The organism is Dechloromonas agitata is5 (assembly GCF_000519045.1).
GTDB lineage: Bacteria > Pseudomonadota > Gammaproteobacteria > Burkholderiales > Rhodocyclaceae > Azonexus > Azonexus agitatus.
In genome coordinates this window covers 752,699-766,576 of record NZ_KI912532.1, presented here as the reverse complement: position 1 = coordinate 766,576, position 13,878 = coordinate 752,699, and the positions used below count along the sequence as shown (strand labels likewise).

The window sequence follows — 13,878 nt, the reverse complement described above, 5'->3', positions numbered from 1 at the left end:
TAGGGAAAACTTTTATGATACCTTATAACGCTTTCCATTTTAAGACTTTGTGCACTGCAAAATAAGTCTTCGGCACCCATGTCGCTTACATTAGAACAGGTCAAGCGCATCGCCCATCTCGCCCGTATCGAGGTCAGCGATGACGAGGCCCTGACCACCCAGGGCCACCTCAACGGAATCTTCCAGTTGATCGAACAAATGCAGGCGGTGGATACCGCCGGGGTCGAGCCGATGGCCCATGCCCAGGATCTCAGCCAGCGTCTGCGCGACGATGCGGTGACCGAGGCTGATCGCCGGGCCGCCTTCCAGGCCGTGGCACCGGAAACCGAAGCGGGCCTCTACCTTGTGCCGAAGGTGATCGAATGATCAACAAGAGCCTGAAAGACCTGTCGCAAGCCCTGGCTGCAAGGCAGATTTCCAGTGTCGAGTTGAGCGCCTTGTTCCTCGATCGCATCGAGCGCCTGAATCCCGAGATCAACGCCTTCGTCACGGTGGACCGAGAGAAGACCCTGGCCATGGCGCGTGCTGCCGACGCCCGTATCGCCGCCGGAACGGCCGGCCCGCTGACGGGCATCCCGGTCGCCCAGAAGGACATCTTCTGCGCCGAAGGCTGGACGACGACCTGCGGCTCGAAGATGCTGGCCAACTTCGTCTCTCCGTACGATGCGACGGTGATCCGCAAGATGCATGCCGAAGCCGGTCTCGTTTCGCTGGGCAAGACCAACATGGACGAATTCGCCATGGGGTCGTCCAACGAGACCTCGTATTTCGGCCCGGTGAAGAATCCCTGGGATCGTAGCCGCGTGCCCGGTGGTTCCTCCGGCGGTTCGGCAGCCGCTGTTGCGGCGCGCCTGGCGCCGGCGGCGACCGGCACCGATACCGGCGGCTCGATTCGGCAGCCGGCGGCGCTGTGCAACCTGACCGGCCTCAAGCCGACCTATGGTGTTGTTTCCCGCTACGGCATGATCGCCTTCGCCTCCTCGCTCGACCAAGGCGGCCCGATGGCGGCCAGTGCCGAGGACTGCGCCCTGCTGCTCAACACCATGGCCGGTTTCGACGAGCGCGATTCGACCTCACTGGAGCGTCCGACCGAGGATTACGCCCGCGATCTGGACAAGCCGCTCAACGGCCTGCGCATCGGCCTGCCTAGGGAATTCTTCGGTGAAGGTTGCGATGCGGCGGTGATGGCCGCCGTCCAGGCTGCGATCAAGGAATACGAAAAACTCGGCGCGACCTGCGTCGAGGTCTCGCTGCCCAACTCGCACCTGTCGGTGCCGGCCTACTACGTCATCGCGCCGGCCGAGGCTAGTTCCAACCTGAGCCGCTTCGATGGCGTGCGCTACGGCTATCGCGCCCCGGAATACGGCAGCCTCGACGACATGTACATGAAAACCCGGGCCCAGGGTTTTGGTGCCGAGGTCAAGCGGCGCATCCTGATCGGTGCCTACGTGCTGTCGCACGGCTATTACGACGCCTATTACCTGCAGGCGCAGCGCATCCGTCGCCTGATCGCCAACGATTTCGTCGAGGCCTTCAAGTCTTGCGACGTCATCATGGGGCCGACTTCGCCGTCCATCGCCTTCAAGCTGGGTGAAAAGGCGGCCGACCCGGTGCAAATGTACCTGTCCGACATCTACACCATCGCGGTCAATCTGGCTGGCCTGCCCGGCATGTCGATTCCCTGCGGCTTGGCCGAGGAACTGCCGGTCGGCCTGCAACTGATCGGCAACTATTTCGACGAGGCCCGTCTGCTCAATGTCGCCCATCGCTTCCAGCAGGCGACCGACTGGCACACCCGCCGCCCGGCGGCGATTGCCTGATGCAGCGCTGGCTGGCGCTGCTCGGGGGGCTGCTGCTCCTTGCCGGCTGCGCAACCGATCCGGCCCCCTCGACCGGGCGTGACGACGAGTCAGGACCGCCCAAGGCGGCCAGTCGGCCGGCCTCGCCCAGGCCTCCGCTGTCGGCCGCAGCGCAGCGTGCCCTGGCCAAGCATGGCATCAAGCCGCACGACACCTCGCCGGTGACAGTCGCCTCGCAGTGTTCGCGGGTTGACGAAATCGGCACGGCGACCAAGCTAAAACTGACCGTCGGCGATGGCGAGGTCAGCGATTTCAACGCCGACATCCTGATCAAGGGGCGCGGTCGTTGTCGCTTCAATCTGGTCGATTTCCGCCAGGAGGCAAGGGAGCCTCAGGTGCTCCTGCGCCATGCCAGGGACAGCAAGTGCACCGTCCGCATGTGGCGCGAGCAGAGTGAAAAAATTACCGTTGCCTTCAACAGCTGCCAGAAGTCGTGCGAAGGCAAGGCATTCGACTATTTGTGGCCGATTCTCGTCGAATCGAAGACCGGCCAATGTTTCTGAACGGATGAAGCTATGAACCAATGGGAAGTCGTCATCGGCATCGAAACGCATGCGCAACTGGCTACCGTCTCGAAAATCTTCTCGGGTGCCTCGACCGCCTTTGGCGCTGAGCCGAATACCCAGGCGTGTGCTGTTGACCTGGCCTTGCCGGGCGTACTGCCGGTGCTGAACCGCAAGGCCGTCGAGTGCGCCATCCGTTTCGGCCTGGCGATTGGGGCCCATGTTGCGCCGCGCTCGGTGTTCGCCCGCAAGAATTATTTCTATCCCGATCTGCCGAAGGGTTATCAGATCAGTCAGTTCGAGCTGCCGGTCGTCCAGGGCGGTGCCATCACCGTGCAGGTGGGGAGCGGTGACAAGGCCTACGAGAAGACCATCACGCTGACGCGTGCCCATCTCGAAGAGGATGCGGGCAAGTCCTTGCACGAGGATTTCCATGGCAAGTCGGGTATCGACCTGAACCGGGCCGGTACGCCGCTGCTCGAAATCGTCACCGAGCCCGACATGCGCTCGTCCGACGAAGCCGTGGCTTATGCCCGCGCGCTGCACGGCCTGGTGCGCTGGATCGGCATCTGCGACGGCAACATGCAGGAGGGGTCGTTCCGTTGCGACGCCAACGTATCGGTACGCCGTCCTGGCGCACCGTTCGGCACCCGTCGTGAAATCAAGAACCTGAATTCCTTCCGTTTCCTGAAGGAAGCCATCGACTTCGAAGTTCAGTGGCAGATCAACGAGATCGAGGAAGGCCGCGCCATCCAGCAGGCCACCGTGCTATTCGACCCGGATACCGGCGAAACCCGCACCATGCGGACCAAGGAGGACGCGCACGATTACCGCTATTTCCCGGACCCCGACCTCCTGCCCCTGGTCATATCGGCCGACTGGATGGAGCGCGTACGCGGCGAATTGCCGGAACTGCCGGGCCAGAAGCGCGAGCGCTTCATGCGCGACCTCGGCCTGTCGACTTATGATGCCGGCACCTTGACCGCCAGCCAGGAAATCGCTGCCTATTTCGAGGCAACCGTTGCCGTCGCCGGTCAGGCCAATGCCAAGCCGTGCGCCAACTGGGTCATGGTCGATCTGGCGGCCCGCCTGAACAAGGAAGGCAAGGAAATCGTCGAGTCGCCGGTTTCCGCTGTGCAACTGGGCGGCCTGATCCAGCGCATTGCCGACAACACCATTTCCAACAATATCGCCAAGAAGGTTTTCGAGGCACTGTGGAACGGTGAAGGCGCGACGGCCGACGAGGTGATCGACAAGCAGGGCCTGAAGCAGATCACCGATACCGGTGCGATCGAGAAGCTCGTGGATGAGGTGCTTGCCGCCAATGCTGCCAACGTGGCGGAGTACAAGGCGGGCAAGGAAAAGGCGTTCAATGCCCTGGTCGGTCAGGTGATGAAGGCTGCCAAGGGCAAGGCCAACCCGCAACAGGTCAACGAACTGCTGAAGGCGAAACTGGCCGGCTGATCAGCGGGGTGAGGGTACCGCCGGTGCCGAGGGTGGCCGGCGGGTCAGTTCGAAATAGCGCTTGCGATCGGCATCGTACTTTGCCTTGATCGTATCGAACTCTTTCTTCTTCAGATCGAGGAGTTCCTGCTGCAGCCGGATCTCGTGGTCGATGGCACGCAGATTCCGGTCAAGCTCGGGCGGCAGCGTCTTTTTCTTGTAGAACTCGGCCTCATCGGCCAATTTCTTGCGCTTGACCTGAGCTGCGTCGATGCGGCCGATTGCCGCCAGGATGGCGGTATTGACGTCGGCTTCCGCCTTTTTCTGCGCCAAGTCGATATCTTCCGGCGTGGCATAGGTATCGAGCAGGGCCTGGTCGCGCCGCCGCTGCTCGCGGCCGGCTTCCTCAAGCTGCTTGCGCCGCTTGTTTTCAAGGGCCTGTTCGGCCTTTTGCTCCGGGCTCAGCGGCGCGCCAACTTCCTTGATGATGTTACCCCCGCTGTCGAGTATGCGGTAGGCACGCCCCCGGCACTGCTCGGGCAGCGTGTCGCTGCAGACGCGGCGGCCGCTGGCGGGATCCTGGCAGCAATAGAACTCGTTTGCCGCCTGGGCCGAGTTGGCCAGGAGCAGGGCGAGGAGCGGTAGCGCGAGCTTACGCATCGACCCCGTACTGCACCCGGTAACGGGCGACGGCATCCCGATGCGCGGCGAAGTCGGGCCGCTCGCCGAGAAACGTCATCAAGTCCTTCAAGCCGGCCACGGCGATAACCGGGATGCCGTAGTCGCGCTGGACTTCCTGCACGGCGGACAATTCACCCTGGCCGCGCTCCTGGCGATCGAGGGCGATCAGTACACCCGCTGGCGTCGCACCGGCCGCACGAATCAGTTCGACCGATTCGCGGACCGAGGTGCCGGCCGAGATCACGTCATCGACGATCAGGACGCGGCCCTGCAAGGGCGCACCGACGATATTGCCGCCCTCGCCGTGATCCTTGGCTTCCTTGCGGTTGAAGGCGAAGGGGAAGTTCTGGCCGCGCTGCGCAAGGGCGATGGCGATCGCAGCGACGAGCGGGATGCCCTTGTAGGCCGGGCCGAACAGCATGTCGAACTGGACGCCGCCGGCTTCGGCGGCTTTGGCGTAGAATTCGGCGAGTTTGCCGAGCGAGTTGCCATCGTTGAACAGGCCGGCGTTGAAGAAATAGGGCGAAAGCCGCCCTGCCTTGGTCTTGAATTCGCCAAAGCGCAATACCTGGCAACGGACGGCGAATTCGATGAAATCCTGACGAAAATCCATAGTTCCTTAATCCACTAGGCCGCGAAAACAAGGCCAATTTTCAGCACAATGTTACGCATCATCTCCCTGAACCTCAATGGTATCCGCTCCGCATGGGGCAAAAATGTGCTGCCCTGGGTCGCCGCCCAGAATGCCGACATCGTCTGCCTGCAGGAGTTGAAAGCCCAACGCGCCGACCTGACGCCGGAGATGTTGGCGCCGGATGGCATGCAGGCCTTTTATCACTGCGCCGAGAAGAAGGGCTACAGCGGGGTCGGCATCTGGAGCCGGCAACAGCCCGACCGGGTCGTCGAAGGCTTCGATGGTGGAGAGTTCGACGCCGAGGGGCGCTACATCCGCGCCGATTTCGGCAACTTGTCGGTAATTTCGCTTTACCTGCCCTCCGGTTCATCGTCCCCGGAGCGCCAGGCAGCCAAGTTCCGCTTCCTGGATGTTTTCTTCCCGCAGATGCAGGCCTTGCGCGCCGAAGGCCGGGAGATCGTGCTGTGTGGCGACTGGAACATCGCCCATCGGGAAATCGACTTGAAGAACTGGAAGTCGAATCAGAAGAATTCCGGCTTTCTGCCCGAGGAACGGGCCTGGCTGAGCAAGGTATTTGACGAGTTGGGTTGGGCCGATGTCTATCGCCAGCTATACCCTGAGGCGACCGATGCCTGCTACACATGGTGGAGCAACCGGGGTCAGGCCTGGGCCAAGAACGTCGGGTGGCGAATCGATTAGTCAGTTGCACATTATGCCGACTATAATGCCTCCCATGACCAGACCCAAGGTATTTTCCTATCGACGATTTTCATCGGGGCGCCAAGCTTCAGGACACAGTCTAGAACGCCAGATTGCCTCCGCTCAGAGATGGTGCGAAGAACATAATCTAAAGCTAGACCAGTCATTGGTGCTGGCTGACCTTGGTGTGTCCGCTTACAAAGGACACAACATAACAAAAGGAGCCCTTGCGGGCTTTCTTGAAGCAGCTCAGTCAGGCAAGGTGCCATCTGGCTCAATACTTCTGGTAGAAAGTCTGGATCGGCTGACCAGAACTGCAATTCCTGATGCAGTTGCACTTCTGACATCAATTGTGCGCGCCGGGATTAGGGTCGTTTCCTTGATAGACGGCCTCGAATGGAATAACGAGACAATCAACGATACCGCATCATTTATGATGTCGGTGTTTTTATTTGCGCGAGCTCACGAGGAAAGCGCGACAAAATCAAAACGCGTTAGCGCAGCTTTCCAGAAAAAGCGGGAGCAAGGACTTCCTGTCGTTTCCATAATGCACGGTCCGGGCTGGGTTCGTCCGAAAAGTGACCGGAGTGGATGGGAGCTAATTCCAGAAAAGGCAGATAGCGTTAGAAAAGCATTTGCAATGGCGTCCAGTGGTGCAGGAGGCATTTCAATAGCCAAATCGGCAAATCGTGAATCTTGGGCATTCCCATGGCGAACTAAAAGCAAGAGTACAGAACAATGGGAGCATACAAGCGTCAGTAGGTTGTTACGTGATCGGCGCGTTCTCGGGGAGTGGCAGCCCATGAAAATGGTGGCCGGCAAGCTTATTCCGAACGGAGAGGTGATCAGAAATTATTTCCCAGCCGCAATTGCCGAGGAAGAATGGAGAGCGGTCCAAAAGGCACTCCAAGGCAGAAGCTCGCCAAGCAGGCTGAGGGGAATTCGAGCTGATATTTTTTCTGGCCTTTTGTTTTGCAAATGCGGAAAGCGCATGGAACGAAAGGGAAAATCTAGCGAAGGCAGAGGTAGAGTCAAGTATTACTGCGCCAATCGAATCGCAGGCATCTCACTATGCCCGAGTGTGCCTGAAGCAGCTTTAATTGGCCCATTACTAGCCAATATTGCCCAAGCTGAACAATATGCATTTAGCCCAAAGGAGAAGTCCACTAGAGCACGTAATGATTTTTCAAAAGCCGAGGAAAAAATCAGAGACTTGGAAAGTCGAGTCGCTCACATTATGAAAGCCATCGAGGAAGGCGGAAGTAATCATCTGCTTTTGTCGAGACTGATGACCTTAGATCAGGAACTTCAATCCGCGAATAACGAACTTCAAATTGCCAAGGAAGAACTTGAAAGGCTGCCAACAGAAAACCAATCCTTCGGTTACGACATGGCAAAGCAGGCGGAGTTGTACATCGATGTTAAAGGGGCCGAAAAAGAGCGCCTTAATCTCGCAGTGTCACTTGCATCTGTTGTATCAAAAATTGAATGGAATGATGGATTCTTTGTTACAACGATGAGATCCGGAAGCACTTTGATGACTAATATTCCGAAAGCAATTTTGGAACCGAAATTAGGTCGCCCGAAAATTCAACGATAACGGATATCTTTAACCAAAATAGATAGTTTCGTACCTTGAGTTTTCAAACGTTGAACGTATCGCAACCGCTTCTGCAGATGGCCCCTTTCCCCAAACCTACGAACCCACTCCACCCCGTAGAGGTGGAGTAATTTTTTCCCCTGTACCCGCACCCCTGCAAACCCTGGAAGCCGATAAAGGGTGTCCAGAACCGATTCGTATTCAAAAGAATTTTGGTGGCGAATTGCCTGGATGATGCGATGTCGAAAGTCATCATAGGCTTGCTGCCGCAGACGCCAACTCCAAGCCGGTTTCAATTGCCCCGGCCGGGCAATTTGCAGCAATTCATAGTCTCCCCAGCGTAATCGCGTTGCGCGATCACGCGCATCATGCAATTTCTCGACCGCATACGCCGGATTGTCACCGGCACTCAACAACAACACCCAACGGATTTTGCCCGTAGGCGGTGATTCGTCCGACGTATGCGGGCAATACAGAATCAGTGTCGCGCCAGCCACCCCGTGTGACCTGTCCGTGGCCCGCTGATTGCGGGTTCGGCCAATGCCATACAGACGGTCGAACTTGTACACCAGGGCCTTCGCCCTGACCATGGGGACCTCACCCGAGGTCCAAAACACGTGTCCGGAACGGACATAATCCGCAATGCGCTGCATTGCTACAGCCTGGTTCGTCAGAACCAGTGGGTCGTATCGCATGAAAAGGCTCCTTTGTGCGGCAGCACAAACAAGGACCGCCAGCATTGGCGGGCCTTTTCACCGTATAGCGACGCGCTAGCGAGTCACGAACAAAAAAGATTCCAAAGATTTTTGGGCGACTTCGCCCCACGACAGGCATCCAGCGTATCCGCATTCAGGAGGCCGAACCGATGGCCGTTGCTCGCTCGGATTTCATTCCCGGCATAGCCCCGTTCATACAGTTGCCGAAGCGCGTCCGAACGAAGGCATGTCGCCAAGGTGGAAGCATCGAGCTGAGGTGAAACGCTCCAGCGGGGGATACAGCAATCCCCCCGCTTCATCGAGTTGGACGAAAGCCTCCTGAGAGAAACGTTCATCGTGGTAGCGGTGATACAGAGGGCCAGTTTCAGCGTCAAGCAGGTTCTCTATGGAGCAGGAAATGGCGCTCATTTCAGGGTACCAAAGGATTGATGGAGTCCTGTATAAGTAGGCTTTTCTTTTTCTGCCTGCATGAGGGGAAATGTTTCCGGTATGCGGTGAGCGACTGTTCGGAGTCCCTTTGACCCTGATCACCAAGCGATTACCTTAGCGAGACCCAACTTCCGAGCGAAGGACGCGTACTTGATCACTACCACCGTAATTCGGCGGGGCAACCACTGTGGGAATTGTTGAAGCAATACCGAGCGGGAGTTGTGCGAGAGCGCGGGCTTGTTCGGTGTTTTTGATGAAGCGCCGCATTGCCGCCGGACGGAATCGGGCGTCGGTGAGATCCGGCAAATCCGGGCTAGGAATAATGGCTCGGCCGCGGAAGCACTACGTACCGCCATGCGCGTAAAATCCGGCCTTTATCGGAGGCCGGCTGATGGATTTTGGAAACTGGAAAAGGACCGGAGGGCAGATTCTGCGCGAATTCTGGATCCCATTGCTGGCCACGCCGGCATGGACGGCCTACGTCACGTGGGGGAAACCGATCGAATTCCAGAAACTGCTCGAAACCGCCGGTCCAACCTTCTTTCTCGTAAGCTGGCTCACCGGCCAGGTGTTCCGGATCCGGAAACAGGAGAACGTCCAGTTCGGCCTGGGGAACATCGAGCAGCGCGTTGAGGCGATAGTGGGCAATCTGGAAGCGGCAGCTAAGGACGTCGCCAGTTATGCGACTGGTGGCGACAGTTTCTGCTACGTGGCCGCGGGGATCGACCAGGGAAGTGACAAAGCGACACTCACCGTAGTGCACCAGGGCAAGTACCCCATTTACGCCGTCACGGCCAGGCTCGTCGATTCGGCAACGTTCCAGTCTGCCGCCCAGACCGGCGCCCTCCCATTAGGCGTCATCAAGAGCGTCGGGGACTGGCCGAGCGGCAAGCACGGCCGCTGGGTTCGATTGACCTGGGGTCAGGAAACGCCTGCGATCTGGACGTACACTTCAGCGCCAGGAACGGTTTCTCTATCCAGCAGATTCGCTTCCGGCGCGTCAACGGAGAATGGGTGCAGGCGACCTACGTTAACACGACGATGGAGCCGGATAAGAGAGGCTGTTCGAATCGGTGGATGACGACTATCCGCGGGATGCGGAAGGAAGGCCGAAGGGACTAGAACATGCATGACCAGAGGAGGCGTAACGAGTGGGGACACAGCCCGATCCGCGCCTTCCGGCATCCCGTTGGAAGGCCTTTGGGAGAAACCTCGGATGAAGGCGATCGAGCGTCGGTGAAACCGGAAAAGGCCAAAGCGTCATCGGAAGTCACCGAACGGTTCCTGAAATTCCTGGCCCTGGTCGGGGCGGTCGTTTCGCTTTTCGGATACGGGGTCGTTTTGGGCGTGTCATCCGCGATCAATCTCGACCACGGGAGCATGTTGGGGGGACCGTTCGAGCTCCTGACCCTCGTCTGGCCCGGCGTCCTGATGCTTGTGGCGGCGTTCGACAAGATCGATTTATGGGCCATCGTCGCGGACTCCAGTGGCAAGGCATTGCCAGTAGCGGCAATGGCGTTCCTGGCAGTCGTTTTCGTCTCGGTCCTGCAGCGGAACAAAGACCGGCTGCCGACGTTCGGCAGAGATTGGGTCAAGTCGCAGGTAATCCCCGAAGGGAACGAGTCGATCCGCGCGACCCTCCGGAAGGCGGCCACCCTTGCCGCTTGGTGTTTAGCCATAGCAGTTTCCGCGCCCGTCGCCGGCTTGGCCGGCATCTTCGCACTCATGCTTTGCCTGCTCATGATTCCCTTTATCGGCTACGGCGCCGGCCAGGGATATTTTGCCGAATACGTGCTGAAGCCCCAGCACTGCGTTCCCGTCGTGACGGGAAGTGACCGACGTAAAGGGGAAAAAACCGGCAAAGGAGAAACCGGCGCGACGTGTGCCTCGGTGACTTCGCCCGACCCGGTGAAACCCTACGCCAACCATGGCCGGGTGGTACTGAGCTCGAGCAGTTACATGTTGATATACCACATGGACACCGGCGAGGGGGAACGCATTCCGGTAGCTGGACTCGTAATCCGGAGCGTTGACGACGAGGGCATAGCGAAACTTGAAAAGGAAGCGGCGAAAAAGGCGGTTGGCAATAAAAACTGACGTTGTTTCCAACATACTTGCCAGCCTTGACTTATTCCGGGATGAGGATACATTTGGTGCTCTATTCGATCAACGCAAAATTCGCTGCGGTAATTGTCCGTTCGTATCTGGAGTGCGGGGCGGTAGACGCCGCCCTCATCCAGGATCTCGCTTACCGTCTGCACTACCGCGATGAAACGGCCCTCAATTTGTCCACTTTTGCCGAATACTTGGAGCGAACTGCAACATCGTATCCGACTGCGGATACGATGTTGGCCGTTACGGAATAGCCGTAGCCGCCCCCGTACCCACCCACTTCCCTGCGTGCCCGCAGGCTTGCCCGGCCCATAATGAAAACGGGGCTGCTGGCCCCAAAAAAAACCCCGTCGCTCGGACGGGGTTTCACATGAATAGGGACGTGGAGCTGATCGGATTTGGCTTTCGCCGCCTCGTCACAGGTCATTGTCCCTTAGAAGGTCGGCAACGGAATCTGCCATTACCTCCATAATACAGCACATGCTGAAATCCAACAATCAAACGGAGCGCCTGGCAGCCCTGCGTCTCCTTGAACTGTGCGACGCCAACCTTCCGTGGCACCGTTCCCTGTGGGGTATCGGAATCGAATTGGCACTCCAGGAACTGATCGAAGCCAGCGATGCGATGCAGGTTGGCACGTTGAGCGACGTCTCGGTGAGACGGCTCGCCAAATCGATACAACGCATGGCCGGTGCGGATCCTACCCTGACCACGCAGGAAAAGTCCGTCCTCAACGAGCGCTTGAAGGATGTTCCGAAGCAAGGCGGGGAAGCGTACAGCGCGATTTGCCAGCTTTCGCGGAGCATCGGCGCGAATTACCTTTCCCGATGGGGCTCCGTGGTACGCAACGGGGCGCAGTTCTCCCCCGAGCGGATGGCCAAATGCGTTGCGACGCACCTATTGGACAAAGGATTTTCGAGCGCCCACGTCCACGCGAAGCTACGGGAAATCATCGTGTCTTCCCCCCAAGAAACCACGCTCGCGGAACTTTGCGAAGAACTTCAGACCTTGGAGCGGGAGAATCCCTTGCGCGAGTGGCGCGCGCTCGTTGCGTTCGAGCATCCGCCGCGCCATCCGGGCGGATTCCCACCAGGCTGGATCCGTCCGGTCGAAATCGCGCGGTGGTTGAAAGACAGGGGGCACAGCACGCGGGACGTCAGGCCGTCCGGCGGGTTCGTCTGGACGGTGGTCGCGCGGGATGCCCAAGGCGCTGCCGAGTCGGCGCGGGACCTGCTTGACCGGTACTCGGCGCGGTTGTCCATCGGTACCGGGAAAGGACTTAGGGCCCTTCCGTTCATCTGGGTCGAGGGCGCCGACGAGGCTTTGCCGATTCAGAAAGGATCCAGGGGCGTCCGCGTCGAGGAACTCTTCCGCTCCGGAACGGTGTTCGCTGAGCCATCGGACGTCGTTTCCGAGAGCGTCGATGCAGCCTTCGAACTGCTCGCGCACCTTGAGCAGAGCTCCCCGACCGCGGCCATCGCGGGAGGATGGGCAGCCGTTGAGGGGCTGTTGGGTGAACCGAGCAACCGATCAGTCGCTGCGGACCACCTGGCCTCACTGGTAGCCTGCTCGATTCCCCGGGCGGAGCTGACGGCGCTGTCCTACAAGGTCGCCAAGGTGGCCATCGGGCCATTGGCGGAGGACTTGTCGGCCTGCGCGACCAACAAACAGCGCGCGATCCGACTGGTCAAGGCGATCGTCGCGAACGAGCCTTTGGGAATCAGCCACGGGGCGGACGAAGCCGCGGTCAGAAGGATGGGGACGTTGGTCGCCGCGCCGAACCGGGAACTGATTACTGCGAAGGACTTGGTAGCGGACGCATTCCATCGCCTGTACCGCCAGCGGAATCTGATCCTGCACGGGGGCATGACCAGCAGCGTGGCTTTGTCGGGCAGCCTGAGAACGGTCTCAAAATTGGTTGGCGCCGGAATGGACCGGATCGCCCACGGGCTGTACGTCAACCGGCTGAAGCCGATGGAATTGGTAGCCCGTGCCAACATCGCGATCGCCTTGGCGGATACGAAACCTCCCGAGCACTGCGCCGAGCTTTTGGATTATTGAGGCGGTTCTGCGCCGGATACGGTATGGTTAAAGTATCTGCAAAGGGCAAGTTGTGTGAATTGCCCTACGGCAGAATTCCGCGCACTGCCGTCATCCCAACCGACAATTGACAAAGCTGCATTGGCCACTTGCAGATTGATGTCGCTGCATTACACAACCCGATCTATCCGGTTTCAGCACTGAAACTGAATAGTATCGGTGCCCCCCTTAACGCCAGCACCTCCGGATCTTAATCAGCTTCGAATCCAACGTTCCTTCCGGCCAGCGGTAGTTACATTTCATTCACTCCCCAAAGCGGGGATGGTTGTCCCTGCAATGAGGACTTGCCAGATATCATGCCATTGGTTTCAACGCTGAAACTCAAAGCAGGAAAGTCATCACCTGATCAAACTTCGCCTTCCGACCGCAACAGCCCCCCCCTTTCATGCCGAGTTCGCTATACGCAGCACCAGGACAATCATGAAAGGAAAAAAATGGACACAAAAATGCGGCAAATGCTTCAAGGCATCGGACTGTTCTCCGGCCGGATACTAAGCGAACCGGAATATTCAGAATGTCTGGCCAGCAGCGGCATGGCACCCAATCCCGGCAAACCCAAGGGCTTCACCATCGTCGCTGGCGCCTTCCCCGACTTCATCCAGGCCATGCGGGCGAAACAACCGATGACCACCCGGGTGATGGCCTTCGAGTCCCCCTGCGCCAGGCTGTTGCTCGCCATCACCCTGCAGGTCGGTTCGATACAATCCAGAACACTCTTTGACTTGGAAGTACCGGTGACCCGCGCCATGCTGCAGGCCGCTGGAAACGCCGGGAAACTCCACTTCCTGTTCGTGACTTCGGACGCCGCCGCCCCCCAGGAAACCCATGGTGCCGAAGCGGCACTCCCCATCCATCCTGAGGCCATCACCCATCTCCTCGACCTGCCGATTGGTCATGGCACGGCCAAAGATGCCTATGAACGGACCGTCGATATGGCGATGATGGCCGTTCGCTTCCTGCAAGACCGTACGCTGGTCCTAATTGATGGGCAGCCGGTTCCCGAGCGCATCACACTGACCGACTGCACCGTCGAACATATCGAAGCCGAGGTTAATGCAGACCGCACCATCCACTAAACCGGAGATGGCGACCAGCATCATTC

14 protein-coding genes are annotated in these 13,878 nt (G+C 58.9%); 11 read left to right on the top strand and 3 right to left on the bottom strand.

Annotated elements, in window-relative coordinates; all coding sequences use genetic code 11:
* The first annotated feature begins 78 nt into the window (after positions 1–78).
* From gatC to gatB, 4 genes are read left to right on the top strand one after another with little or no spacing between them, the layout of a single operon-like run.
* Positions 79–366, top strand: coding sequence for an Asp-tRNA(Asn)/Glu-tRNA(Gln) amidotransferase subunit GatC (gene gatC, locus K420_RS0103815; RefSeq protein WP_027456880.1), 288 nt, complete (start codon positions 79–81; stop codon positions 364–366).
* Positions 363–1,820, top strand: a complete 1,458-nt coding sequence (gatA, locus tag K420_RS0103810; protein ID WP_027456879.1) for an Asp-tRNA(Asn)/Glu-tRNA(Gln) amidotransferase subunit GatA — start codon at positions 363–365, stop codon at positions 1,818–1,820. The genes gatC and gatA overlap by 4 nt, the downstream gene beginning before the upstream one ends.
* Positions 1,820–2,362: a hypothetical protein gene (locus tag K420_RS18055; protein WP_051452943.1), complete on the top strand. Its 543-nt coding sequence runs from the start codon at positions 1,820–1,822 to the stop codon at positions 2,360–2,362. The genes gatA and K420_RS18055 overlap by 1 nt, the downstream gene beginning before the upstream one ends.
* Before the next feature lie 12 nt (positions 2,363–2,374).
* On the top strand, positions 2,375–3,826 hold the full coding sequence (gene gatB / locus K420_RS0103800) for an Asp-tRNA(Asn)/Glu-tRNA(Gln) amidotransferase subunit GatB (RefSeq protein WP_027456878.1): 1,452 nt from the start codon (positions 2,375–2,377) through the stop codon (positions 3,824–3,826).
* Here the strand turns inward: gatB and K420_RS18050 are convergent, their stop codons facing one another.
* Entirely contained in the window at positions 3,827–4,465 is a 639-nt protein-coding gene (locus tag K420_RS18050; RefSeq protein WP_051452942.1) for a hypothetical protein, read from the bottom strand.
* Positions 4,458–5,099: an orotate phosphoribosyltransferase gene (pyrE, locus tag K420_RS0103790; RefSeq protein ID WP_027456877.1), complete on the bottom strand. Its 642-nt coding sequence runs from the start codon at positions 5,097–5,099 to the stop codon at positions 4,458–4,460. The genes K420_RS18050 and pyrE overlap by 8 nt, the downstream gene beginning before the upstream one ends.
* Before the next feature lie 48 nt (positions 5,100–5,147).
* On the opposite strand from pyrE, the gene K420_RS18045 reads away from it, so the two are divergent.
* On the top strand, positions 5,148–5,819 hold the full coding sequence (locus tag K420_RS18045) for an exodeoxyribonuclease III (protein ID WP_035855239.1): 672 nt from the start codon (positions 5,148–5,150) through the stop codon (positions 5,817–5,819).
* A 34-nt stretch (positions 5,820–5,853) separates the two neighbouring features.
* The gene (locus tag K420_RS20005) at positions 5,854–7,419 is read left to right on the top strand and encodes a recombinase family protein (protein ID WP_198293790.1); all 1,566 of its coding nucleotides are present in this window, start codon (positions 5,854–5,856) and stop codon (positions 7,417–7,419) included.
* Here K420_RS20005 and K420_RS0103775 read toward each other — a convergent pair.
* Complete coding sequence (locus K420_RS0103775; RefSeq protein WP_027456875.1) at positions 7,410–8,114, bottom strand: hypothetical protein; 705 nt, start codon at positions 8,112–8,114, stop codon at positions 7,410–7,412. The genes K420_RS20005 and K420_RS0103775 overlap by 10 nt on opposite strands.
* A gap of 841 nt (positions 8,115–8,955) precedes the next feature.
* On the opposite strand from K420_RS0103775, the gene K420_RS0103770 reads away from it, so the two are divergent.
* The 5 genes from K420_RS0103770 (at position 8,956) to K420_RS0103750 (ending at position 13,852) form a co-directional block, all read left to right on the top strand.
* Entirely contained in the window at positions 8,956–9,645 is a 690-nt protein-coding gene (locus K420_RS0103770; RefSeq protein ID WP_027456874.1) for a hypothetical protein, read from the top strand.
* A 44-nt stretch (positions 9,646–9,689) separates the two neighbouring features.
* On the top strand, positions 9,690–10,661 hold the full coding sequence (locus K420_RS0103765) for a hypothetical protein (RefSeq protein WP_157274992.1): 972 nt from the start codon (positions 9,690–9,692) through the stop codon (positions 10,659–10,661).
* A 56-nt stretch (positions 10,662–10,717) separates the two neighbouring features.
* On the top strand, positions 10,718–10,930 hold the full coding sequence (locus K420_RS0103760; protein WP_157274990.1) for a hypothetical protein: 213 nt from the start codon (positions 10,718–10,720) through the stop codon (positions 10,928–10,930).
* 226 nt (positions 10,931–11,156) lie between these two features.
* Complete coding sequence (locus tag K420_RS0103755; protein WP_027456871.1) at positions 11,157–12,737, top strand: hypothetical protein; 1,581 nt, start codon at positions 11,157–11,159, stop codon at positions 12,735–12,737.
* A gap of 323 nt (positions 12,738–13,060) precedes the next feature.
* Complete coding sequence (locus tag K420_RS0103750) at positions 13,061–13,852, top strand: hypothetical protein (protein WP_198293789.1); 792 nt, start codon at positions 13,061–13,063, stop codon at positions 13,850–13,852.
* The last annotated feature ends 26 nt before the right edge of the window (positions 13,853–13,878 follow it).